Genomic DNA, 22959 nt, shown 5'->3' with positions numbered 1-22959 from the left:
AGATTACATCTGGCGTAATAATCTTAAGTTAGGAGCTGGAAAATACCGTCCGTTACGATCAGTTGATATCAATCTGTACAAAAAACAGGCTTAGCGTAGGATATTTTCCGTTTTCCAAGCGGACCCCCCACTCAACGCCGACTTTGGCGTTGATGCCGTACCCTTCTATATAGTCAAAGTAGATGATGTTCACAAGTGCACCATGTATACATATTACGAATTACATTTAAAGCAAAAATACACCTGTTATAGATTACATGTCAACTAGTAATTGAAAATATGTATACATGTAATAGGATCAAAGAAAAGCAACCAGACGAGAAGTAAAAACATGAAAGAACCTCTAATCAAAACCATTAGGTTAAAAGACTCAGAAGCTATTGATTTAAAAGATATTTCTTATGAGTTAACAAGAAAAAACGTAATGAACGGAGTGAAAACCATATATAGAGAATCAGATATTGTGCACTTCATATTAGAAGCGAAAATGCACAAAATCGATGTAAATGATAAAGGTGAACTAATTTTCAAAAATGGCGAAAAAAACTAAAAAAAGCCCCTCAAAAAAACAAGCAACCGAGCTAACTGTGATATTGAAAATTAGGTGGCGTGGCTAGAAAGCCCGAAGATATCCTGAGACTACCCCCGTAGTACAGGACGGGGGTTATCGGTGCCGGTTGAACATTCAAACCCAAAGGAATTGAGCGAAACGACAAAACAGCACACCAGGAACATCCCCCTCCACAAAAGCGAAAGGGATTGATCTTTTTAGGTGGGGTTCGGGTCGGTATCACCAGTTCAATACAGTTTGCTCTCCAAGAACCTGACATCACAAACTTGGCAATCAGACAAATTGACCCAGGGTCATAGTTCGTCTAATACACGTTATGCTAAAGAATCGCCTGCGGGAGAGATTTTCGCAGGCGATTTTTTAACATAACGTTGGTTACATTAGGCGCATTCTGGTTGTAGCACCAATTAGTAAAGAAAAAACCCGCTGTTAGCAGGTTTTTCATGGTTTTGATAGAGGGATTATCTTACGAGTGTTTCGACAGCTCACGCCGAGCCAATTCAGCCAAGAATCCGCTGCGGCTATGATACTCACGATGTGAGTTCACGTATTCATCAATTCTACCCAACAAAAGTTGGGGCATAGTAATGTTTAGTTTGATAGTTTTTCCATCGTATTTAGTTAAATCCATGTCAACATAAGCCCAACTGCCGCCGGTGCAATCTTCATTGCTTAGATGGTCAGCAACAGTTCTGGCTTGTACTGGAGCCTCACCCTTTTCGCTCATGTATTCAAAATAAGTATCTAATGCGTTTTGAGCATCGCTAATAGCGTCGTCAATGGTATCGCCAGCAAAGTAACATCCGATCACGTCTGGCACAAAACCGGAAAACGATCCGTCGTCAGCCTGATGTAAATAAATAGGATATCTCATGCTTACACCTTCTCTTTGATTAAAGAGCGGTCTTTCAACCGCTTAATTAAGTTATTTCAGTCCTGCTTGTTTAAGTATTTTATTGAATGTCCCGACCGCCAAATCTTTGCGCGGATGCGGAATTACTATCGGGCTGGGTTCCCCTGATTTCTCGAAAATATGGTGCGAACCATTGGCTCGCACAAAATTCCAGCCAACCGCTTTGATTTGCTTTATTAGTTCATCGCTAGACATTATCCCTCTCTTTAATCAAAACCAAGAGAATGATAGCACCTCTCATACCTACCATCAATACCAATACCCATGGTGGGTAGTAAATGAATACATAAAAGCCATAAAAACGCCAGCCGTAAAACACATGACACGAGAATATTTCTTAAAATAGATTTTTGTCAGTTTCATATAAAACTTTGAATCTCTTTTAGCAGCACAACGACTATGTGAAAGGTAAGGCGTTAAATAACTATAAGGTGAATGCTCATAAGGATCAGAGAATGCCTGTTTTGTGTCATATTCAATGAGTAATCTCGTGTTCATATCCAGCTCAAATATTCCATAGGGATTCACATTGGAGTAAATCAACGGCGTCAATGCCCTGAAGTCCTCTATTTTCATCCTTGGGAGCCAGTTTGGCTCGTTAAGCACCTGTTGAATCATAAGGTATTCACGTATACCAAAGAGATCTGTAACAAATGTAGTGCCAGTACCGACAATTCCACTTCTTTCACCAAACCTCCTCAAATGGCAACAGGTTAACGCAATTGCACCTGATGACTTATTGTGACTATTGCATGACGTGTAACATTGTCGTATGCTATTACACGCCATGTAATACGGATAGGACGATGATTAAATCATTCAAGCACAAAGGGTTGAAGCAACTTTTTGAAAAAGGGATTACTTCTGGTGTACCGGCGCAGGATGCCGAGAGGATTAACGACCGTTTACAGGCTATTGATGCGGCAAATGAAATAGGCGAGTTAAGCCGTCAAATCTATAGACTTCACCCGTTGAAAGGAGATCGCGAAGGTTACTGGTCTATTACTGTCCGGGCTAACTGGCGCATTACTTTTCAGTTCATTAACGGTGATGCTTACATTTTGAATTATGAGGATTATCACTAATGAGACAGTTTAAAATTTCCCATCCTGGAGAGATTATAGCCAGAGATTTAGAGGACATGGGTGTTAGTGGTCGTCGCTTTGCACTCAATATTGGAGTAACACCCGCTACGGTATCGCGTTTTCTTGCCGGTAAAACTGCGTTAACTCCACCACTGGCAATTCGTATTGCCGCAGCGCTGGGAAGTACACCTGAGTTTTGGTTGCGTCTCCAGAGCGCTTATGACCTGCGTCAGTTGGAAAATCAAATCGACACGTCCGGGATCGTTTTATATGGCGAACAGGACGAAATGTCGCAGGTCATCTCAAAGCATTCATGTATTACTGAGTAATACAATTATAACAAGGCATAATAATGATCGCCAGCGGACTATGTTAATCCCAACACTGACACGTTCTTTCGTCTTCGTACCTGAGTGATTTTTACTCAGCGGGTTTAGAAAGAGGGATACCTTTTTGCCCCGCGTAGAAGACCAAGAGAGTAACACCTTCTTTGCCTGTGTAACCACGATGAGTGCTGTCAACCATCTCGGGTAACACCTCTCCCGCCTTTATAAGGCGTTTTTCACCACTGGATTTTTTCTCTGCCGTTAACACCCCGTTCAGCACGTAAGCAGCATTAGGTATCGGGTGCTGATGCCAGTCAAGGCTGGTATTTGGAGCAATAGTAATTTTGAGAACTGAAAGCTGAGGTGTACCTTTAGGATATCCCTGATAAGACACGCCATCCCAAGATTTTTCAGTTTCAAGCAATTTTTCAACGTTAATACCAGTAGTATTGTTGCTATGTGCTTGAGTGAAAAACGGAGCAATGAGGAAAGCAAAAGAGGTAAAGACTGATAAAGTTTGAATAGATAGCTGCATATGAAATCCTTGTACGTAAATTGTAAACAGCAGGTTCACTAGAGACTCTCACGATATCCGTGACTGACACGCCAAGAGCAGCTGAACGGCCCGACTAACTTGAAAACATCGGTCACTACCATAAAACAAATTAGTCAATATAAGATTATCTAATGATTTATGTTACTCCGTCAATTGAGCAATCTTTCTTTTCATAAGTGCGGACATCTCTATCTAGCCTTGAATATCTCCCTTCGTTTATCAAGCTGAATTCCTGCTAAAAATCCTAATTTGTTTGGTCGTTCTTGCTATGATTCACTCCTAAAATCATTTATATATTTGATGAATTACTTTAAAGATTAAGGTGTGTAATTTATGTATAAGACAAATGGAACAATCCTGGATGTACCGGGTATCAAGGTTGGGCATGCTGAAGATGAGTTGAAACAAACCGGTTGTAGCGTAATTATTTTCGACGATGGAGCTGTTTGTGGTGTTGATGTCAGAGGCTCTGCACCGGGGACAAGGGAAACCGAGCTTTTAGATCCCATTAATACTGTTCAGAAAGTCAACGCAGTGGTACTAAGTGGCGGTAGTGCTTTTGGATTAGATTCCGCCTCTGGCGTAATGCGCTATCTTGAAGAAAGAAAGAAAGGTTTTGATGTCGGAGTCGCTGTCGTGCCTATTGTTCCTGCCGCAATCATTTTTGATCTAAATTTTGGCGATCCCGCTGTTCGCCCAGACGCTAATATGGGCTATTTTGCATCGCAAAATGCTTCTACAAACTCTTTTCCATCGGGCAATATTGGTGCAGGCGCCGGGGCCACTATAGGTAAGATGGCCGGCTTTGATAAAGCCATGAAAGGTGGGCTTGGGACAGCATCTGTTAAATTAGCTGGAGGGCTGACAATCGGTGCTATGGTTGTTGTAAATGCTGTTGGTGAAATCAGAGACCCTAAAAATGGTAAAACTATTGCAGGTGCATGTGATGAAAATGGTCATCTTATCGATCTCATTTCCTACGTTTTAGAAAATTATAAAGATAGTCATTTCACTCAGGGGAAAAATACGACCATTGGCATAATTTGTTGTAACGCAAATATGAACAAAAGTCAGATGAAAAAAGTTGCCCAGATGGCTCATGATGGACTTGCGAGGACGATATACCCCGTTCATACCATGAGTGACGGGGACTCTATTTTTGCAGCGACAACAGGTGGTGTAGATTCATCGGTGAATATTGTTGGCATGCTTGCGGCTGAGGTCATGGCTGTTGCGGTTTTAGATGCTGTAAAATCAGCTAAATCAAAATTTGGTGTTAGAGGTTATGCTGATTTAGCAAATGCTTCTACATCCAGTGACGTACCAAGTGTCACCGGTGTCAACAAAGAAGCACGATGAAATCCAAAACGTCTTACCACCCTTTTAACTCATTCGTGAAAAGGGTGATTTGGTCTGAGTTGGTAGGGTTTATTTTTTCCGACTAAATCTAGCCATACCCGGTTTTTCAGGATTAGGAACAAAACCCGGATTTCCAGCGCCTGGCTTCCAACTCACTTTCATTTTTGCACCAACCTTGTTGTAAAACTTTTCTAATTCATAAATATCATTGGCTATTATCCATTTTCCTTTACAGATGATAGCAACTGGGAACTCTCCAGGTTCGGCAACAGCTTTGACAATCCCACCACGTTTCTTGACTTCTTCTCTCTCTTTGTCCATAGCAAAAGCAGTGTAACTTACCTGAGGACCATGCCTGATAACATTATGTTCTATATCTTCAAATGGCCGGTTTAAATCAGATTGAGCAATAAATCGGTTAATGAGATCGATTATTTTCTTTTCTTCTAATGAAGCAGATGGAACTGAATGTGGTTGCGTCGTGAAACTAATCATGTCATGCATATCATAGTCACCAGTGAAAGGCAGCGCGGCCCAGTTCTCTTTTCCTTTTAAGGAAGAGAGACTTACCTCCAGATTGTTTAAATCTATTGGGTAAATTCTTCTGTCACCACTGCTCATATATATACCTTTAAGATGACCACTTTTTTTATCCCAGTGACCGACATAACCCTCAATAGATGCCTTCCGTACCTTATTTATGACATCTGAAGCTTCATCTCCAGAATACGCTTTTCTAATTGAACCCGGTTTAATTGTTTTTTCAAGAATATCGTGTCCTTTCGCGGCGGCGCCTTTACTAAGCGCTTTCAGAGTTGGTTCACCTGCCGCCCGAAAACTGACAGCAAAATTACCCATTTTAGACGCTTTTTCAATCGCCTTCATGTGCCCTTCCCAAATAAATTCTCTCTTAACTTGCTGGCGAACACCAAAGTCATTCTCGAACATATTTATAAATCCTTTGAATAATCTAAGAGCGGAATCATCAAAATAAGATGAATATTAACTTATTTAAATATCCTCCACTCAATATATTGTATTTTTATACAAAATAACTTTAAACAAAATTAATTCCTACATCACGATTAAATACTAATTTTATGACAAATCAGAAACTGTAAACACAAAGCTAAAAGTCCACTTCGGTAATGAAATTGTTGGAATTTCATTGCGTAGTGCCCAAAATGCTATATGCAGAATAAAGGAAGAAATAACACCGCCAGTACATATATTGTACTGGCGGCTTGGGTTTAATTAATTATTAAATTTTTATCCAGGGATAAGCATCATCAGATGTTCCTGCGCCGTCTGGTACGGTTCCCCTATTCCACCATTTAGCTTCCCAGTTTTGACCTTTCCAGCTGACTTTATCGCCAGCTTTATACTCTTTATTTGCATCCCATGTTGGGTAATCTCCACCCTTGTCCTGATCACCCGGATCAACATTGACGCCTTTGAAGTAGAATGGCGCCATATCTATTTTTTGGGTAATTAGCTCACAGCCAAGACCTTCTCTCGCGGCATTGACTAACAAACCTCGATCTTGGTCTGCGGTCCATGTAAAGATTCCACCCAAGTTCTTTTCCAATGCATATTGAGCCTTGGATTTAACGGAACGAGGGGTATCAGCCGAAATAAACAATTTGCTTTCCTCATTGTAGAGATAGTCAGCATCTGCTATTTCATCTGTATATAACTTAAAGTTATTCCTCCCTTTCTTTCCTTCTAAATCCAGATAATTATATATTGTGTCGTACCATTCTATTGTTCCTGATTCAAACGAGCCCGTTGTCGTAATTTTGGGATCTTTTTTCGGAACATAGCCAGGATCATAACTACCAGATAATGGAGAATAGCTATCAATAACGGTATTTCTAGCATTGCGTGAATATCCAGCATAACCAATATTGATTGCAGATGCTGGAACACCAATACTTAGTAAATATTCAACTGCTTTTTCTACACTATTCTCACCTTCTGGATAATTACGGAGATTCGTGTGATGCAGCAGTTTTTCAGCCCATGGAGTACCAAAGAAATCATAGGTCATCACGTTAATACCATATAGTCCGGCTTTCAATAATTCTGGTATTTTTGATTTCTCCATTTTTTCTGGTACTGCGGAACAGGCTATGCTTATTTTTATATCTGAACGCCCTGCTTCTTTGAAAGCAGCAGTTAAGTCCTGAATTAAACTAACATAATAATCGCCATCATCTGGCGCATAAATATTACCATCGTTCCCAGCAACTCCTGGATATTCCCAGTCAATATCAATCTCAGTAAACATAGGAAAACGTTGGAATATATCAACCAGACTTGAGCAGAAATAAGATTTCAGTGTTTCATCTCTGACCATATTGTAAAAACCATTACTCATGGTCCAACCACCAACACTGAATGACATAATAAGGTTATGGCCCTGAGCTTTTGCAACCTGTTGAACTTTAGCCAACCCACCTAATACGCCCATACTTTTAGATTGATTAAAATCCCTTGGCATTTGGATATCCTGCCAACCAGAATAAGTACAATTCTGATAAGACTGGCAATCACCCCATGCATCTGTAAATGTCACTTCTCCATTATTGGTGCGGTTAAATAGTGGTGCTTGTTCTTTAATTTGCTGCTTTTTTTCACCTTCATCACCTAATATTCCACAGAACCCAATAATTAATTTATCATAAGCGAAAGGATTATCTAAAAGGTGTTGTAAATCTATTCCTCTACCTCGACTGGCCGGATCTTGATTCCCTTGTAATCTGCCATCATATTGTGACCAATCTGTATAATACCCGAAAATTTTAGGTTTATTTCGTGTATCATATTTATTATAGACAGGTAATAAAACTCTCCCCGATGTGTAACTAAAATTTATTGTCTCCGTTGATGGGTTGAAATTATCTATTTGGTAAGACTGTTCACTAAGAAAATCTGTCTGGATTATTTTTGACATAAATGACCTCGACTAGATATCAATTTATTTATGTTGATTAACATTCCGCAACTTTATTTCTTACAGTGACGCAATTACAGTCTAACTTGTTTTATTAGGAAAACAACTAATTGTTATTTTTTTGATTGTTAATGGTTAACTTAATTTTATGTCAATGCGTATGATATTATCACTTGTTTATTATAAGATGGAAAAATAAAAATCAATAGTCTCAATTTGAAAATATATTAATTTGCCATTGTCATAATTTCCAATTTAAGTGAAATTCCGTAAATTAATTTTTACGAACCATTGATTTTAATTTTATTTTCAAGTGACTATTTTTCTGTGTTTTATACCTATACTAATTTGTATCATTAAGGGAATTTGTTTCTTTAATATATTATTATCATTCTTATTTTATACGGAGATGAAAATGACCGCTAAAGATATTCAGCCAACCATTATTATTAATGAAAATGGTTTTATCTCTCTGGAAGATATCGATCAGATTGCGACAAAAAAGAAAAAAGTAGAAATATCAAAGGGTGTCATAGATTTTTTGAATCGTGGTCGTGAAAAATTAGAGGAGAAATTAAACTCAGGAGAGGTGATATATGGGATTAATACAGGATTTGGGGGAAATGCCAATTTAGTTGTGCCGTTTGAGAAGATTTCAGAACACCAGGATAATCTGTTAACTTTTCTTTCTGCTGGCACTGGGGACTATATGTCCAAAACGTGTATTAGAGCTTCACAATTTACGGTGTTACTTTCTGTTTGCAAAGGTTGGTCTGCAACCAGGCCAATTGTCGCTCAAACGATAGCCGATCATCTTAACCATGATATTGTGCCTCTGGTTCCCCGATATGGCTCAGTGGGTGCAAGCGGTGATTTAATTCCTTTATCTTATATTGCACGGGCATTATGTGGTATTGGTCAAGTTAATTATATGGGAGAAGAAATTAGCGCGGCTGAAGCAATTAAACGTGCAGGATTGACGCCGTTATCCTTACAAGCAAAAGAAGGGCTCGCTCTTATTAATGGCACTCGGGTGATGTCGGGTATCAGTTCAGTTACAGTTATTAAATTGGAAAAACTATTAAAAGCTACACTTTCTTCTATTGCATTGGCTGTTGAAGCATTACTCGCATCTCATGAACATTATGATGCCAGAATTCAGCAAGTTAAAAACCATCCCGGCCAGAAAGCAGTCGCTAGTACATTGCGTAATTTATTGGAAGGTTCGACACAGATCAATTTATTAGCAGGGATTAAAGAACAAGCGAATAAAGCCTGGCGTCACCAGGAAATCACCCGGCTAAATGATACTTTACAAGAAGTTTACTCAATTCGTTGTGCACCGCAAATATTAGGTATAGTTCCAGAATCTTTAGCTACAGCTCGAAAAATATTAGAGCGGGAAGTTATTTCTGCTAATGATAATCCTTTGATTGATCCAGAAAATGGTGATGTTTTACACGGTGGGAATTTTATGGGGCAATATGTTGCCCGGACTATGGATGCATTAAAGTTGGATATCGCTTTAATTGCCAATCATCTTCATGCCATTGTAGCATTAATGATGGATAGCCGTTTCTCTCGTGGATTACCAAATTCACTTAGCCCAACTCCCGGTATGTACCAAGGTCTGAAAGGTGTCCAACTTTCACAAACAGCTTTGGTTGCTGCAATTCGCCATGATTGTGCTGCATCTGGTATACATACTTTGGCTACAGAGCAATACAATCAAGATATTGTTAGCTTGGGTTTGCATGCCGCACAAGATGTTCTGGAGATGGAACAGAAATTACGCAATATTGTTTCAATGACAATTCTGGTAGTTTGTCAGGCAATTTATCTCCGTGGCAATATTAGTAAGCTTGCACCTGAAACAGCTAAATTTTACCATGCGGTACGCGAAATCAGCCCTCCTCTGGAGGCGGATCGTGCATTGGATAAAGATATAATCCGGATTGCAGATGCAATTATTAATGATCAACTTCCTTTACCAGAAATCATTCTTGAAGAATAAGAATAAAGTTACTGAAATTCTTCAATGATCTCTTGACTAAAAATGCAGAACCCCATTTACTGGGATAAAAACAATACCAGTAAATAAGGGGTTTTGTATGATTGTTTTTGTGACAGGAGCAACTTCAGGTTTTGGTGAATCAATCGCTAGAAAATTCATTCAGCATGGTTCTAACGTTATTGCTGCTGGACGCCGTAAAGAACGATTAGAAAAATTAAAAGAGGAGTTAGGGGATAAATTTCACTTTGTTCAACTTGATGTTACTGATCGGATGGCTATTAACCAGGCTGTACAACAATTGCCAGCATCACTCTGTAATATTGATGTTTTAGTTAATAATGCAGGTTTGGCGCTTGGATTAGAACCAGCGTATTTGGCGAACCCGGATGACTGGGAAATGATGATTGACACCAATACCAAAGGGCTTGTGAATATGACTCGTGCCCTGCTGCCTGAAATGGTAAAACGAAACCGTGGGCATATTATTAATATCGGTTCTACTGCTGCAAGTTGGCCATATTCAGGTGGGAATGTTTATGGTGCAACTAAAGCATTTGTAAAGCAATTTAGTTTGGGTTTACGGGCAGATTTACAGGGGAAACAAATCCGTGTTACCGAGATAGAACCTGGTTTAGTTGGCGGCACTGAGTTCTCTTTAGTGCGCTTTAAAGGTGATAACGATAAAGTGAATAAAACTTATGCTGGAGCTAAAGCATTAACAGCCGAAGATGTAGCAGAAGCTGTTTTTTGGGTTGCCAACTTACCTGATCATGTCAACATTAATACATTAGAGATGATGCCAGTTTGCCAGTCATTCGCAGGGCTTAATGTACATAGAAATATATAATCACATTCTTCTTGATATTTTGTTGAATATCTCAATGCTATCTTATAGTTTATCTATCTGATAATTCCCTATTGTGCCATTAATGGGCCCCACTTTTTTTCAAGAGGATAAAAGATGAATATTTATAAGTCTTTGATATTAAAAATTATATCAGCTATTGCTCTGGTAATTCCTTTGTTGTGGCAAGCGCCAGCATTGGCGGCAACCTGTACCTCCGGCAGTACCTGTGTCACAGTAAATGGTAGCGGTGATACGGCTATGGAGAAAGAAGCAGCCCGTCAAAGTAAAGAGCAATGGGATGAAACTAAGAATATTCGTACCAAGGTGAATAAACGTGCTGAGAAGGAATTTGATAAGTTAGATAAAGCGATTGATAACCGTGATGCATGCATGAAAAGTACCAATATAAATGCTTATTGGGAGCCGAATACCGAACGTTGCCTAGACAGCAATACAGGTATGTCTATCAGACCGTAAAATGTGAATAAAGGTGATGACCATGAAGAAAGCGTTTTTATTTAGTGCATTGATTCTTACTGTATCTCCATTTGCATTTTCTGCACAAGCTTCATGTGAAAGCGTGAAAGCACAGATTGTGCAAAAAATTATCAATAATGGTGTGCCGGAATCTAGCTTTAAGTTGGAAATTGTTCCTAATGACCAAGTTGAACAAGCCAGTAGTAAGATCGTTGGACATTGTGAGAATAATACCAAAAAGATTGTATATACCCGGCAAGTAAATCCATCCCCAAACTCGCCAGTTGCAAAATAAACTCTTCGTAGAGGGCTTTGGATGCCCTCCTTTCATATCTTATTTAATATCTCAAATCCATAATTATTCTCCAGTTTGTTTTAATATGGTAGAAATATCCAAATAGCTGGATAAATCTTTCTCTTCTGGACGTAAAACATAAGGAATTTCACCCAATTGTGGTGCATTGATGTGACGGCGTAACCTATCCAGAACTTTTGCATAGTAAGATAAACCAGGATTAATTCTGTTTGCTACCCATCCAACTAACTGCAAACCATCATTTATTATTGCCTGTGCGGTCAGAATTGAATGATTTATACAACCAGGCTGAATTCCAACAACTAAAATTACTGGAATTTTTTCCCGAATAACCCAATCAAAATAAAAAGTTTCATCATTTAGCAATACACGCCAACCACCATTACCTTCAATAATAACGCGATCAGCTTTATTATTAAGGTTACTTAATCCTTTTTTCATCTGTTCGAAATCAATCTGATTTTCTTCACAGTAACTGCTTTTCCAGATAACTGGGTTAATTTCTTCATATTTAAGCTGGATAGGAGAGGATTTTTGCAAAACTACGGCATCTCGATTGCGCATTCCTTCTTCTGTTTCATACCCTTCTGTAGCTATAGGTTTATAACCTACTGCTGTTGCTCCGTCACGATTAAAAACTTGTAATAATGCACGGGTAACAACTGTTTTACCGATGTTGGTATCTGTCCCCGTCACAAATAAGCGAGTTAACATAAATTTTGTTTTCCATAATGACAGATAAAATCCAGTTAATAAGGGATTAAGTTTAGAGTATACGGCTATCAAGGAGATTGCGTTAGCTCAATGTTTTGTCTAATTACTGAGTAAAGTGTCAGTAAGGAAAAGATTTATATAACGTTAATGTTATCACTGGAAAACGTCTATTTTAGGTCAATTATTATTACCCTTTCATCAAATTGATCAATAATGAACCATCATATAAAGCTTTTTTAACTGATGCCACAGCCGATAATGTTCCAGAGTTATTGAATTCCGTTGCAACCAACGTAACTTGTTTACTATAAACAGGCAAAGATTGCTGTTTAATACATTCATTGATGATTGGGTATAAAATCTGCTGGCAAGCGTTAAGAGGAGAACCAATCAAAATTTTCTCCGGATTAAATAGGTTCACCATAATTGCGATAATACGACCAATTTTCACACCTATATCACGAATAATATCCATTGCTAAAATATCGCTTTTATTGGCTGCCTGACAGAGTGACTCAATAGTTAGCGACTCATAATTAAGTAAAGAATCTGGGGCAGTTGTTAACAACTGTTTTGTTCTGGATAAAATATGGCTGATATTCGCAAAAGTTTCCAGACAGCCTAAGTTTCCGCACTGGCAGAGTTCACCGTTGGGTTCAGCTTGGATATGCCCTATTTCCATTACACTACGGTTATCTGAATGTAATGTTTGTCCTGCGATGATAACGCCAGCGCCGATATTCTCATCAATAACAATTTGGATAATATTCTGGCAGTTTTTTGCCGCTCCATATAATGATTCAGCTATCGTCCAGGCGGTTATTTCATGTTGAAGAAATACCGGTAGCCCAGTGCGGCGATGCAAATATTCACTTATTGGCAATTCCTGAACCTGATAGTAAGGAGAACTGTAGATGAGTCCTTTGGTTGGATCAACAATAGCATTTATAGTAATACTGATTGCCGTCAAACGCTCAAGACAGGATTGATAGCGGCTGAAAAATGAATCAATTTCATCAACAATTCTGTCTAAAAAGGATTTATCATTGTTGGCAGGTAATGGCAATACATCTTCAACAATTAATTTGCCACTGAGATCACGAAGGCCCAACATCAAATTTCCCAGACTAATACTGACACATAAAAAATGCCAACTTTCAGAAGCAAGCCTCAGTCCGGTTGCTGGACGCCCTCTGAATCCTAAATCCAGAAATTCTGTTTCCATGACTAAATGCGCATCAACCAGTTCACGGACAATTTTAGTAATACTGGCTGGAGCCAGTTGAGCTTTTTTAGAGAGCTCAATACGAGAAATCGGGCCATATTGATCAATTAACCGGTAAACAGTACCAATATTATTCTGCTTTATTTGATCAATGTGACTTGGTTGTCCATCCATACTCACCCTTTTGCTCGCTAATTAATTCGTACTCCAAAATAATTGAAGGCTGATTATGTCGATGTTTTAGGCAAAAGGTATCATTCTTTCAATCAATATGTGATATTAAACACGAAATTTAGCTGATTTCTACCCATTTCTCTCGTTCAAAATGTTAGATCTGAATAATTTTATCAGCCTGTTCGCTGCCGCTGATACTGGTCGATTTTTATGGTTTACCAACCACACTTCAGAAAAAGAGTGATTATCCGTTATTGGAATATATTGGACACCATCGACTTTCATTCGCGTAAAGGACTCGGTAACAACACTTATCCCTAACCCGGCAGAGACAAGACCGAGAATTGTCATTGCTTCGCCTGCTTCCTGTGAGATCATAGGTGTCACGCCAGCTTCAGCGAGTAAAGTGATTATTTCATCATATAAAGCCGTCCCGACTTCGCGCTCAAAAAATACCAATGGATAGCCAGCCAGCATTTCGAGTTTTATTCCCTGCTGGGTAAATTCCAACAAAGGGTGTCCATCACAAACAGCAAGTACAAAAGATTCGCGAAATAATAGCCGATACTCAAGGTTATCTGGTAATTGAGTATTACGCATGATACCGATATCTATCCGCCCAGTGAGTAATGGTGAGATTTGTTGTTTGGTATTCATTTGGTGCATATGAATAGATACCTCCGGATAACACTCCCGGAATTGGCGTAAACTAAGAGTGACCTTCGGCATAAAAGGTGTTGTAGAGGTGAAACCGATTGATATTTCGCCTAATTCCCCTTTTTGCATTCTTGCTGCTTTTGTTGCAGCAGCATCAACCTGAGCCAGAATTTGGTAAGCTTCCTCCAGAAACATGTTACCTGCCGGAGTCAGTTTTACATTTCGGTTATTACGTTCTAGTAACTGTGCGTTTATACTATTTTCAAGCGATTGAATTTGTTGGCTTAATGGAGGCTGTGAAATGTTAAGCCGTTCTGCCGCGCGACCAAAATGTAATTCTTCTGCAACTGCAATAAAGTAGCGCAAATGCCGTAATTCGATAGCCATAATCACCTTCAATATTTAATACATATCATTATGAATGATTAATATATTAGACAAAATATTTTACAATTCATATGCTTGATTTAGTCAAAACAAAAGTTACTTATTATGAGTTAAGTAAGGATTCATGTGAGCACTACCCATAGCATCAGTGAAAACCGGGTTTCTGGTAAGAATCTTGTCCAGGATATTCAAGATGGGAAAAATTATATTCAGAAAGAAGACCCTTTGTATATTAGAGTGACGTTGTCACTCTTTACTGTAGGATTAGCCTCGTTTGCCTTGCTCTATTTTGTTCAGCCGATTCTACCGATGTTATCAGAGGACTTTGGTGTTTCTCCGGCAACCAGCAGTTTATCTTTATCACTTTCGACTGGCATGCTGGCTTTGGGATTATTGATAACGGGTCCTTTGTCTGATGCCATTGGTCGTAAAAATATCATGGTAACTGCATTGTCTGCCGCTGCAATTTTCACTTTACTAAGTGCATTTATGACCAGTTGGTATGGAATTCTAATTGTACGCGTTCTGGTTGGTTTGTCTCTCAGCGGTGTAGCCGCTGTTGCTATGACTTATCTTAGTGAGGAAATTCATCCAAATTTTGTTGCTTTATCAATGGGACTTTATATCAGCGGTAATTCTATTGGTGGAATGAGTGGACGATTAATATCGGGTATTATCACTGATTATTTCTCATGGCATATTTCTGTCATCGTATTAGGTGCATTTGCATTGATTACTGCCATTATGTTTTGTCGTATGTTACCTGAATCACGTCATTTTCGTCCAAGTTCCCTGAAACCAAAATCTTTATTGATAAACCTGAAGTTACACTTTCGTGATAAAGGATTGCCATTATTATTTTCTGAGGCATTTTTGCTGATGGGTGGCTTTATTACGGTGTTTAATTATATAGGTTATCGTTTATTAGACTCACCTTATCATTTCAGTCAGTCAACTGTGGGTATATTATCCATTGTATATCTTGCAGGTACATATAGTGCATCTAAAGCAAGCGCATTAACCAGTAAATATGGACTTGGAAAAGTTTTGATAGCTACGATTAGTATGATACTGGTTGGTATTCTTATTACTATGCTATCGTCTGCAGTGATGATTATGATTGGCATAACAGTATTAACCTCCGGTTTCTTTGCAGCACATGCTGTCGCTAGCAGTTGGGTTGGACGTCGTGCTCGCCGGGCTAAAGCACAAGCTTCTTCTCTTTATCTCTTTTGCTACTATGCTGGCTCAAGTGTAGCAGGTACCCTTGGTGGTATATTCTGGCTTCAATTAGGTTGGAATGGGGTTGTGTTATTTATTACCACTCTTACCCTTTTAGCCTTATTTTTAGGGTTTAAACTCATTAGGTTACCTGATGCAAAAATAACATATTAGGAAATATAACCACACAATTTTGGTATTGCTGAACTGCACCAATGTAGCAATACCGTTATTCATGGATATTGAACAACAGGCCGGGTATGGGTATAAAGCTCTCCTACTTCAGCATTTGACAGTCGTTGGATGTCTTTATAATTGCTCACAGTAAGGTACTGGCAACTTCTATACAGGTTTTAATGGGCAGCCACATCCCAAGACATGAAGGGTCGTCTGGCTCGACGGGTAAAAAATCATACTGCCGATAAAACGAAATGACCTCTGGGGTCATAGGATCAACAAATAGTCCGATAGCTGATATTTGTTGTGCGACCAACACGGTGCGATAGATGGCATCAATCAATAACTTTTCGCCTAATCGTTTCCCCTGGCACGAATGATCCACCGCAAGACGGGCTAGTTTTACTGCATTAAGTGGATGAGGATACTTTTTATAGTCTTTATGGGCGGGCGGCGTTGTTACTGAATACCCAGTCAGCGTGTGATAACCGATGATAATTTTGGGTGTCGAATCCCAGCAGGCCACGTAAGTTTTTGATATGTGCTTTATGGTTTTCTGCCGGGCTTGTTGTTGTAAGAACTTATTTAATTCATTGACGCGGCAATCAAACACTTTGCGATTATGTTGATGGGTTATTTCTTCAATGGTTATCAATTCACTGCATCCTTGTAGCCCAGCGCTGCTTTAAGTAGCTTCTTGCTTGCTTTTGGAGGATTTTCCAGCGCAGCAAACAATGCATCCGCACCGGCCATCGACAAATGTAATGTTTCAGTTCGTTCAATCACGTTACGGGCCTTATCCATTGCCGACTCAATAAGGAATTGTGAAAGGGTTGCACCGGAGTAATCAGCCGCCCTTTGAATAATTTCTTGTATCTCTGCGGATGTTCGTGCAACCAAGCGAGTTTCTTTACGTTCTGCATTAGTGGTCATAATTTTACCTATTGTCATCAGTATTAATAAATTCCATCAGGTATCATTATGGCACACGAAAATAATGTATGCCACAATGACACACAAAAATAGCAATAAACTCCATTTTTAATCCATCATATAAGGTTCAGCTAACTTGATACGTTCAAGCGAATCAAGAGCGGTAGATGTTTTAGATGATGCGCCAACGACAGAGTTGTGGGTAGCAGCCTGTGCTTTTTGTACCTGTTCAGTTGTTTTAACAAGGTCCACTTGATTCTCAAGCTGAGACACTTTTTCTTTAGCTTCTTGCACAGTGCGGCGGTGGGCAACTTCAACTTTCTTGAAAGCTTCAAACTGTGATTACTCTGTTTCCAATTCACCACGCAGGCCAGCAACTTTCTGAGCACATTAAATAGTAGAACATTTAAAAGTAACCCACCTCGATTTTGAGCTATTAGAACTGAGGTTAGAGTTAATTTGCCCGCCAAATATCATGCTCGGTGCTATTGTTTGGACGACTTAGTTCACATTTCGCACCTGGCCTCGAATGTCCTTAGTAAAACAGGCTGACAGTGACAAATCACTATAACTATAAATGGGTATTTTTTGAGTTAGTAGACGCCCCTAAAACCACAAAAATTGTCTTTTGTATCAGCCATGTAGAATAAATTATGAAAATCTTATCCTTTTATATTATAAAAAATAATAACAGGCACTTTTAGGGAAAAATTTCAATACCTTAATGTAATTAGTCTACTAATCAATTTATGAAATGGATAATCATATTATATTCATCTAGGATAATAATTAAGTCCCGGGGCTTTCGTTGTCATAGACTAATTATCCTGTCTAATGGAGGGCACGATTATGTACAAACATAAAGTGAGAGTTATGACTTTAGCCACTACTGTAATCGCAGCTTTATTTAATGGAGCATGGGCTCATGGTTATATTGATAGTCCAGGAAGTCGGGCATTCCTTTGTTCTGCACAGGGAAATAAACAAAATATAGATTGTGGGTTGGTAGAATATGAACCTCAATCTCTTGAAGCTAAAAAAGGCTTCCCGCAAGCTGGCCCAGAAGACGGTCATATTGCCAGTGCGGGTATTGGTCATTTTGGCGCGTTGGATGTTCAAACAACAGAACGTTGGAAAAAAATTCCAATTATTTCCGGTGATATTGAATTCAAATGGGAAATTGTTATCCAGCACAAAACTTCAAGCTGGGAATATTTTATTACTAAATTAGACTGGGACCCTAATAAGCCTTTAACCAGAGAGCAATTTAATAGTACACCTTTCTGCTTTGAGGATTACCAGGAAAAAATGCCGGGGAATAAAGTTATTAATAAATGTACTTTGCCAGAAGGTTATCAAGGTTATCATGTTATATTGGGTGTCTGGACAGTTGCAGATACTCTGAATGCATTTTACCAAGTGATTGATACAACAATTAACCCTGCTTGATATCCAGTAGATGTTGTAAGGGACCATAATTATTGGGAACAGCATAACGCTGTTCCTTTTTAGTCTCAATTTAACTTAAATGATGAAAGTACGCTGTACTAACCAGCAGGCCGTAATAAACAGAGTGACTGCGGCAATGCATTCTATAATACGGTACTGCCATGGTTGCGATATGAAGGCCGAGAACTTGCGAGAACTATAGGCCAGACCGTAGAACCAAACAGACGAGGCCGCAAGTGCACCAGCCATGAACAAAATTCGATGACTGGCAGGATAAGGTGCTGCCGTTGATCCCAGGATGACAACGGTTTCCAGTAGAGCTAAAGGGTTCAGGAACGAGAGAACTAGTCCGCGTTTCACCATGTTAAAAGGTCTGGTATTTTGTTTTTCACTGAGGGTAATAGTCGCCCCACTCTCACTTATAGACCGACGCCCTGCCTGGAACGCCAGGAATAGAAGGAACACTATGGTAAATGACATCAAAACCATAGTTATTTCTCGATTCAACGCAATGATACTTCCAACACCTAAGGCACCTATGGTAATCAGGATTGCATCACAAGCCACAAACACTGAAGCAAGCAGAATTGCACGATCGTTCAGCAGACCGACCCGAAGGATTTCTATATTCTGAGGACCAATCGAAATTACCAGCCCTAAGCACAAAATAAAACCATTAATTAACGCCAACATAATCTTTCCAAAGCATTATTTTGATATCACCCGGTATACGTACTCCGGCGGATGCAAGGAGCCTTAATTTTTCATCGCTCTTAAAAACCTGCGGGAAGTAGCTAATGGTCTTTGTGTGGATTCGGATTGATTTAACTTGTGCATAGGATTTTATTGCAGAAATAATGCCTTGCAATGATTCCATGGGCAGTGTCATAGGATCACCACCGGATAAAATCACTTCTTGTATATCAGGATGCGTACTGAGGTAGGTATCCAATTCCAATATCGACTTATTAAGAGCTGCTTTTCCAGTTTCGTGTTGTTCGGAAAGGACATCTTGGCGAAAGCAATATTGGCAATGAGATACACATGTGGAAGTAGGCATAAATAGCATCCGATTCCGGTATTTCTGGATAATATTGCCGGAAGCGTCTTCAGGCATATTTTCGCGATCATCTACAAAATCAGCCACTTCACCAGGGGCACGCACCAATAAACGTTCTTTTGTCGGATAAACCATCCGATGAAGCGGGCCTTCAGTGTGGCCTAATGCAGCGACTTCCTCGTTAATTTTCTGCTGAAAGAACCTTGTCACCTTAATCGGTAAAAGATGATCGCGAGCATTCAGCAATCTGAACGCTTCATTAATTTTTAACTGTTGCGTTGGGTTTGTTCGTAAATGCTCAGTGTCCTCTTTGATCATTAAATTGTTCATAATATCGACCTCAAAATAACATTGACACAGTAAATTAACTTGCAGGTAAGTCGCGGTGATACCTCTAAGACCTCTAAGCATAGGATAAGGCATGTTATTGCACTATTAACATCATCACAATTATTAATTAAATTTATGTTTTTGTGAGAATATTCAAGAGTAAACCTTAGAATACAACTTCTCTTTTCCTGACTAAAATTTTTTTACCTACATTTTACTCTGTTCTGATTGAAATATCAGGAATACTATCAGTCGGGATTATAATCATTCTAACTATGCACTATATTGAGTATTCTATAATTAATATCTTTATGAAGTTTAATATAAAAATCAGAACTGAATTAAATTCCCAAGGGTTCAAATAATAAGTCTTGCTTATCAATCAAATATTGAAAAATAAAATTCCATTCCATCAAATGGTCGTCTAATATAATTACAAACAAGAATGTATTTTATAACCAAAAATAAGGTAACTAAAATGACAATATCATTGAGAAATAATATAGATGCACAAGAAAATAATATTAAATTACACCTTTTGACTTTAGAAGCGTTAGATATGATTAAAAAGAAAAATTTTAATTAGTCAGATTCTGTGTCTCCACAAGGTGTTGTATCCAGTGTATTAAGTATTTTATTAAAACTGACGTACAAAAAACTGACAGAACCTAAAGAAGTCGATGTCATTGGAATTATTCAAGATACATTAATTAAATATACCAGTGAATGGTTAGAAGCAGAGTATCAAGCCGTAAGAAAAGATGCGGAAAGTTTACAAGATGCCATCTCATCTTATCAAAAAAATCCCACAGATGAAGCAAGACAATTAATTGTAGTTCGTAATGAAATCGCGATAGCGGATATGCGTCGCTTGTGTATTCTCAGCATTAGTACAGCGAAAAAGAACAGTATTCCTCTCTTATCCAGCATTTGTGCCCTTTCCTGTTTATTATATTTCTTTACATTAAGAGATACCTTGGTTAATGGATCGGAATGGGGTTATTCACTTTATGATCTTCAAAAATACAGCAAAGCAATAGCCGAACAAGCAGATATTATGTTTAACGATATTCTAATTGCCGCTCTTAATAACTATAACAGTGAAGATTTTTATGAGCCGGAGACACAGGCAAAGCGCTCAATGATATATTGGACAAGTGACTATACTAATATTCAATCCCATTTAACTTTTGGCGCACAACGAAAATCTTCACGTGTCTGTTTAAATCCAAGTGATACGGATAATTTATTTATCGACCATAACTATAATAATATTTTTCTCGGCGATGTATTTTTGAATGGCGGTAAATCATCTGAAAACGGTGGCTATAATTATCTTTCAGCAACAGAACCGAGAATGTATAGGAGTGGCCCGACTCAAATTACCTTACAAGTTAAATCGGCAGGACGGTATCGTTTACGAATGTATTATGCCTATATGTCAGATTCATTCAATTTTGATTCGGCAGTCCAAATGAAGCTAGAACAATCAAACAGCACTATTTTCGATCAAAATATCAAATTCTTTATCGAAAAAGTTTTAACACCTTATAAATCAGGTTCAAACTACGGGCCGGTTGTATATCGGACAACTGAGGTTGATTTAAAGGCTGGGCCGCTATTGTTAACATTACATGAAGAAGAAGGTAAACGTCTATCTGGTTATGGGTTAATTCAGCATATTGAATTTTTAGGGCTATAATATTGCAGGAGATTGTTACCGAGACCTTGGTAACAATCTCCTTTATTTCTTGCTGCTTTTGCCAAATAGCATACAGTATAGACATTTAGAATGGGGTAGCTGGCCACTATCCCAAGTTGTCGGCTTGGCACTGGGCGTTCCTACTGCCCTCATTTCGGCCTTTTGCATAGTAACTCTTTGCCCGTTGAACAACGCCGGACAGCAACAAAACTTGTTTTTGTTGCTGTCCGGCGTTATCTATTCAGGATGAGTCTGATAAACTGAGTACATGGGGATAAACTTCCGGAGTGAGATCCGTTGCCATTCTTGATCTTCCCCCCAGCCTGTTAATCAGGCTGACTACATCAGCCCATTTTGTGCCGGAGCAACCGTACCGATCTCAGTCTGCCACGTTCACAGTGTCCCATGCACGTTTCTTAACTCTCTGTATTTTCTTCCTTTCAAGTTCTAAATGAATTAGTTACTTGGTTACTATCTCAGAATACTACTGAGGAGCTTGAATTTTGCACTTTTTATTCTATAATTAAAAGTATGTTGTAACTAATTTTGTTATTCATATGAGTAAATATTTATCAATTGAAGATTTGAATCGTTGTTTTCAAAAGCAAGAGAATAAATTGAGGCAACTGCATGAACTCCTTCACAGCTACTCTTTATTGGCCGCCCATGTGTTTGTTCTGCCAGATGTAGAAAAAGGCAGTGAACATGATCCAATAACAGAAATAACGGTTAATAAAACGACAGATAATGAAGCATTAGATTTAGGTTTAAGCCATTATCTGAAGCTATTTATCCATCACAATAATCAAAATATCAGCAGTAAAGCGGCTGTTCGCCTTCCTGGTGTATTATGTTTTTCTGTGAACCAACCACAATATCACTCTGCTTTACTTTTGATTGAAGAAATTAATAAGTTAAAAGCAGAGCTTGAACATATCGTAACCATTCAATCTGGTGTGAATAAAGAGCAACGATTTGAGTTTGTTCATAATCAATTACATGGGTTGATTACACTAAACGCCTATAGAACCATCACTCCCCTTCTCAATCCTGATTCCGTTCGTTTTGGTTGGGCAAATAAAAACATCATCAATAAAGTCACAAAAAATCAAATCCTGCAACGTTTGGAGAAAAGTTATCACTCTGGTCGTGCAATTTCCCCTTATTCCCGGGAACAATGGGCAGAATTAGTTGCCAGAGAAATCACCGATATAAAAAAATTGTCCGATGATGTGGTTTTAAAAATAAAACGCCCAGTAAAAGTGCAACCTATCGCACGAGTCTGGTATGCCGATCAACAAAAGCAAGTGCAATATGCTTGTCCTCTACCAATAATTGCGTTTTATGTTAACTATGGTGATAATAAACCAAAGATAGGTGAACTTAGTGATTACGATGTTAATACAATAGTGCATCGCTATAAACCCAAGGCTAAACCACTGGAACTGATTATTTCCAGACTACATTTATATCGTGAAATTTAAATGAAAGGCAACCAGCAGTCATTGCA

At 38.7% G+C, this 22959-nt stretch carries 25 protein-coding genes and 1 pseudogene; 12 read left to right on the top strand and 14 right to left on the bottom strand.

Going from position 1 to position 22959, the window contains the following annotated elements:
* Positions 1-331 precede the first annotated feature (331 nt).
* Complete coding sequence (locus C5469_RS06955) at positions 332-550, top strand: hypothetical protein (protein WP_166304218.1); 219 nt, start codon at positions 332-334, stop codon at positions 548-550.
* A gap of 487 nt (positions 551-1037) precedes the next feature.
* Here C5469_RS06955 and C5469_RS06950 read toward each other — a convergent pair whose 3' ends face one another.
* The 3 genes and pseudogenes from C5469_RS06950 to C5469_RS23510 all read right to left on the bottom strand — a co-directional run.
* Positions 1038-1445: a type II toxin-antitoxin system HicB family antitoxin gene (locus C5469_RS06950; protein ID WP_166304216.1), complete on the bottom strand. Its 408-nt coding sequence runs from the start codon at positions 1443-1445 to the stop codon at positions 1038-1040.
* Positions 1446-1496: 51 nt separating this feature from the next.
* Positions 1497-1679: a type II toxin-antitoxin system HicA family toxin gene (locus C5469_RS06945; RefSeq protein WP_166304213.1), complete on the bottom strand. Its 183-nt coding sequence runs from the start codon at positions 1677-1679 to the stop codon at positions 1497-1499.
* Between the two features lie 279 nt (positions 1680-1958).
* A pseudogene (locus C5469_RS23510) lies at positions 1959-2161 on the bottom strand (Tn3 family transposase); the annotation flags it as partial.
* Positions 2162-2290: 129 nt separating this feature from the next.
* On the opposite strand from C5469_RS23510, the gene C5469_RS06940 reads away from it, so the two are divergent.
* Both C5469_RS06940 and C5469_RS06935 read left to right on the top strand, forming a co-directional pair.
* Positions 2291-2569, top strand: a complete 279-nt coding sequence (locus tag C5469_RS06940) for a type II toxin-antitoxin system RelE/ParE family toxin (protein ID WP_166304211.1) — start codon at positions 2291-2293, stop codon at positions 2567-2569.
* Positions 2569-2898 carry a HigA family addiction module antitoxin gene (locus C5469_RS06935; protein WP_166304208.1) on the top strand — a complete coding sequence of 110 codons (330 nt, stop codon included), beginning with the start codon at positions 2569-2571 and terminating at the stop codon, positions 2896-2898. The genes C5469_RS06940 and C5469_RS06935 overlap by 1 nt, the downstream gene beginning before the upstream one ends.
* 91 nt (positions 2899-2989) lie before the next feature.
* Here the strand turns inward: C5469_RS06935 and C5469_RS06930 are convergent, their stop codons facing one another.
* The gene (locus C5469_RS06930) at positions 2990-3430 is read right to left on the bottom strand and encodes a cupin domain-containing protein (RefSeq protein ID WP_166304206.1); all 441 of its coding nucleotides are present in this window, start codon (positions 3428-3430) and stop codon (positions 2990-2992) included.
* A gap of 354 nt (positions 3431-3784) precedes the next feature.
* On the opposite strand from C5469_RS06930, the gene C5469_RS06925 reads away from it, so the two are divergent.
* Positions 3785-4810, top strand: a complete 1026-nt coding sequence (locus tag C5469_RS06925) for a P1 family peptidase (RefSeq protein ID WP_166304204.1) — start codon at positions 3785-3787, stop codon at positions 4808-4810.
* Between the two features lie 69 nt (positions 4811-4879).
* Here the strand turns inward: C5469_RS06925 and C5469_RS06920 are convergent, their stop codons facing one another.
* Together C5469_RS06920 and C5469_RS06915 are read right to left on the bottom strand one after the other, a co-directional pair.
* Positions 4880-5758 (bottom strand): Insecticial toxin, encoded by an 879-nt coding sequence (locus C5469_RS06920; protein ID WP_166304201.1) that lies wholly within the window; start codon positions 5756-5758, stop codon positions 4880-4882.
* Positions 5759-6071: 313 nt separating this feature from the next.
* Positions 6072-7766, bottom strand: a complete 1695-nt coding sequence (locus C5469_RS06915; protein WP_166304199.1) for a glycoside hydrolase family 18 protein — start codon at positions 7764-7766, stop codon at positions 6072-6074.
* 415 nt (positions 7767-8181) lie between these two features.
* Between C5469_RS06915 and stlA the strand changes: the two genes are divergently transcribed.
* The 4 genes from stlA to C5469_RS06895 all read left to right on the top strand — a co-directional run bounded on the left by stlA (position 8182) and on the right by C5469_RS06895 (position 11399).
* Entirely contained in the window at positions 8182-9780 is a 1599-nt protein-coding gene (gene stlA, locus C5469_RS06910) for a phenylalanine ammonia-lyase StlA (RefSeq protein WP_166304196.1), read from the top strand.
* Between the two features lie 97 nt (positions 9781-9877).
* The gene (ydfG, locus tag C5469_RS06905) at positions 9878-10627 is read left to right on the top strand and encodes a bifunctional NADP-dependent 3-hydroxy acid dehydrogenase/3-hydroxypropionate dehydrogenase YdfG (RefSeq protein ID WP_166304193.1); all 750 of its coding nucleotides are present in this window, start codon (positions 9878-9880) and stop codon (positions 10625-10627) included.
* Positions 10628-10741: 114 nt separating this feature from the next.
* Positions 10742-11104: a DUF1283 family protein gene (locus C5469_RS06900; protein ID WP_166304190.1), complete on the top strand. Its 363-nt coding sequence runs from the start codon at positions 10742-10744 to the stop codon at positions 11102-11104.
* A gap of 22 nt (positions 11105-11126) precedes the next feature.
* Positions 11127-11399 (top strand): DUF1161 domain-containing protein, encoded by a 273-nt coding sequence (locus C5469_RS06895; RefSeq protein WP_166304187.1) that lies wholly within the window; start codon positions 11127-11129, stop codon positions 11397-11399.
* Between the two features lie 63 nt (positions 11400-11462).
* Here the strand turns inward: C5469_RS06895 and bioD are convergent, their stop codons facing one another.
* From bioD to C5469_RS06880, 3 genes are all read right to left on the bottom strand, one after another.
* Complete coding sequence (gene bioD, locus C5469_RS06890; RefSeq protein ID WP_166304184.1) at positions 11463-12134, bottom strand: dethiobiotin synthase; 672 nt, start codon at positions 12132-12134, stop codon at positions 11463-11465.
* Between the two features lie 187 nt (positions 12135-12321).
* Entirely contained in the window at positions 12322-13539 is a 1218-nt protein-coding gene (gene mlc / locus C5469_RS06885; RefSeq protein WP_166304181.1) for a sugar metabolism global transcriptional regulator Mlc, read from the bottom strand.
* A 123-nt stretch (positions 13540-13662) separates the two neighbouring features.
* Complete coding sequence (locus tag C5469_RS06880) at positions 13663-14577, bottom strand: LysR family transcriptional regulator (protein ID WP_166304178.1); 915 nt, start codon at positions 14575-14577, stop codon at positions 13663-13665.
* Positions 14578-14721: 144 nt separating this feature from the next.
* Between C5469_RS06880 and C5469_RS06875 the strand changes: the two genes are divergently transcribed.
* On the top strand, positions 14722-15972 hold the full coding sequence (locus C5469_RS06875) for an MFS transporter (RefSeq protein ID WP_339413863.1): 1251 nt from the start codon (positions 14722-14724) through the stop codon (positions 15970-15972).
* A 145-nt stretch (positions 15973-16117) separates the two neighbouring features.
* Here C5469_RS06875 and C5469_RS06870 read toward each other — a convergent pair whose 3' ends face one another.
* From C5469_RS06870 to C5469_RS23505, 3 genes are all read right to left on the bottom strand, one after another.
* A complete protein-coding gene (locus C5469_RS06870) occupies positions 16118-16630 on the bottom strand; it encodes a GNAT family N-acetyltransferase (protein ID WP_166304171.1) in 513 nt (170 codons plus the stop codon).
* Complete coding sequence (locus tag C5469_RS06865; protein ID WP_166304168.1) at positions 16627-16908, bottom strand: type II toxin-antitoxin system TacA family antitoxin; 282 nt, start codon at positions 16906-16908, stop codon at positions 16627-16629. Before C5469_RS06865 ends, C5469_RS06870 begins: the two co-directional genes overlap by 4 nt.
* A 108-nt stretch (positions 16909-17016) precedes the next feature.
* Positions 17017-17160, bottom strand: coding sequence for a hypothetical protein (locus C5469_RS23505; RefSeq protein WP_242689409.1), 144 nt, complete (start codon positions 17158-17160; stop codon positions 17017-17019).
* 597 nt (positions 17161-17757) lie between these two features.
* Here C5469_RS23505 and C5469_RS06855 point away from each other — a divergent pair.
* Positions 17758-18357: a lytic polysaccharide monooxygenase gene (locus tag C5469_RS06855; protein WP_166304165.1), complete on the top strand. Its 600-nt coding sequence runs from the start codon at positions 17758-17760 to the stop codon at positions 18355-18357.
* Positions 18358-18432: 75 nt separating this feature from the next.
* Here C5469_RS06855 and C5469_RS06850 read toward each other — a convergent pair whose 3' ends face one another.
* Positions 18433-19023 carry a LysE/ArgO family amino acid transporter gene (locus tag C5469_RS06850; RefSeq protein WP_242689408.1) on the bottom strand — a complete coding sequence of 197 codons (591 nt, stop codon included), beginning with the start codon at positions 19021-19023 and terminating at the stop codon, positions 18433-18435.
* Positions 19024-19033: 10 nt separating this feature from the next.
* Complete coding sequence (locus tag C5469_RS06845; RefSeq protein ID WP_242689407.1) at positions 19034-19747, bottom strand: 4Fe-4S cluster-binding domain-containing protein; 714 nt, start codon at positions 19745-19747, stop codon at positions 19034-19036.
* Between the two features lie 595 nt (positions 19748-20342).
* Between C5469_RS06845 and C5469_RS06840 the strand changes: the two genes are divergently transcribed.
* Positions 20343-21449 carry a hypothetical protein gene (locus C5469_RS06840; RefSeq protein WP_242689406.1) on the top strand — a complete coding sequence of 369 codons (1107 nt, stop codon included), beginning with the start codon at positions 20343-20345 and terminating at the stop codon, positions 21447-21449.
* A 557-nt stretch (positions 21450-22006) separates the two neighbouring features.
* Positions 22007-22933 (top strand): DNA replication terminus site-binding protein, encoded by a 927-nt coding sequence (gene tus, locus C5469_RS06835; protein ID WP_166304160.1) that lies wholly within the window; start codon positions 22007-22009, stop codon positions 22931-22933.
* The last annotated feature ends 26 nt before the right edge of the window (positions 22934-22959 follow it).

The sequence above is a fragment of the Photorhabdus cinerea genome, assembly GCF_011189575.1.
GTDB lineage: Bacteria > Pseudomonadota > Gammaproteobacteria > Enterobacterales > Enterobacteriaceae > Photorhabdus > Photorhabdus cinerea.
The sequence above is the reverse complement of the archived record's forward strand: the minus strand, read 5'-3'. Positions and strand labels throughout refer to the sequence as shown.

Coding starts and splice junctions, on each gene's coding strand:
- C5469_RS06955 (WP_166304218.1), top strand. CDS start 332: ATGAAAGAACCTCTAATCAAAACCATTAGGTTAAAAGACTCAGAAGCT.
- C5469_RS06950 (WP_166304216.1), bottom strand. CDS start 1,445: ATGAGATATCCTATTTATTTACATCAGGCTGACGACGGATCGTTTTCC.
- C5469_RS06945 (WP_166304213.1), bottom strand. CDS start 1,679: ATGTCTAGCGATGAACTAATAAAGCAAATCAAAGCGGTTGGCTGGAAT.
- C5469_RS06940 (WP_166304211.1), top strand. CDS start 2,291: ATGATTAAATCATTCAAGCACAAAGGGTTGAAGCAACTTTTTGAAAAA.
- C5469_RS06935 (WP_166304208.1), top strand. CDS start 2,569: ATGAGACAGTTTAAAATTTCCCATCCTGGAGAGATTATAGCCAGAGAT.
- C5469_RS06930 (WP_166304206.1), bottom strand. CDS start 3,430: ATGCAGCTATCTATTCAAACTTTATCAGTCTTTACCTCTTTTGCTTTC.
- C5469_RS06925 (WP_166304204.1), top strand. CDS start 3,785: ATGTATAAGACAAATGGAACAATCCTGGATGTACCGGGTATCAAGGTT.
- C5469_RS06920 (WP_166304201.1), bottom strand. CDS start 5,758: ATGTTCGAGAATGACTTTGGTGTTCGCCAGCAAGTTAAGAGAGAATTT.
- C5469_RS06915 (WP_166304199.1), bottom strand. CDS start 7,766: ATGTCAAAAATAATCCAGACAGATTTTCTTAGTGAACAGTCTTACCAA.
- stlA (WP_166304196.1), top strand. CDS start 8,182: ATGACCGCTAAAGATATTCAGCCAACCATTATTATTAATGAAAATGGT.
- ydfG (WP_166304193.1), top strand. CDS start 9,878: ATGATTGTTTTTGTGACAGGAGCAACTTCAGGTTTTGGTGAATCAATC.
- C5469_RS06900 (WP_166304190.1), top strand. CDS start 10,742: ATGAATATTTATAAGTCTTTGATATTAAAAATTATATCAGCTATTGCT.
- C5469_RS06895 (WP_166304187.1), top strand. CDS start 11,127: ATGAAGAAAGCGTTTTTATTTAGTGCATTGATTCTTACTGTATCTCCA.
- bioD (WP_166304184.1), bottom strand. CDS start 12,134: ATGTTAACTCGCTTATTTGTGACGGGGACAGATACCAACATCGGTAAA.
- C5469_RS06880 (WP_166304178.1), bottom strand. CDS start 14,577: ATGGCTATCGAATTACGGCATTTGCGCTACTTTATTGCAGTTGCAGAA.
- C5469_RS06865 (WP_166304168.1), bottom strand. CDS start 16,908: ATGACCACTAATGCAGAACGTAAAGAAACTCGCTTGGTTGCACGAACA.
- C5469_RS06855 (WP_166304165.1), top strand. CDS start 17,758: ATGTACAAACATAAAGTGAGAGTTATGACTTTAGCCACTACTGTAATC.
- C5469_RS06845 (WP_242689407.1), bottom strand. CDS start 19,747: ATGAACAATTTAATGATCAAAGAGGACACTGAGCATTTACGAACAAAC.
- tus (WP_166304160.1), top strand. CDS start 22,007: ATGAGTAAATATTTATCAATTGAAGATTTGAATCGTTGTTTTCAAAAG.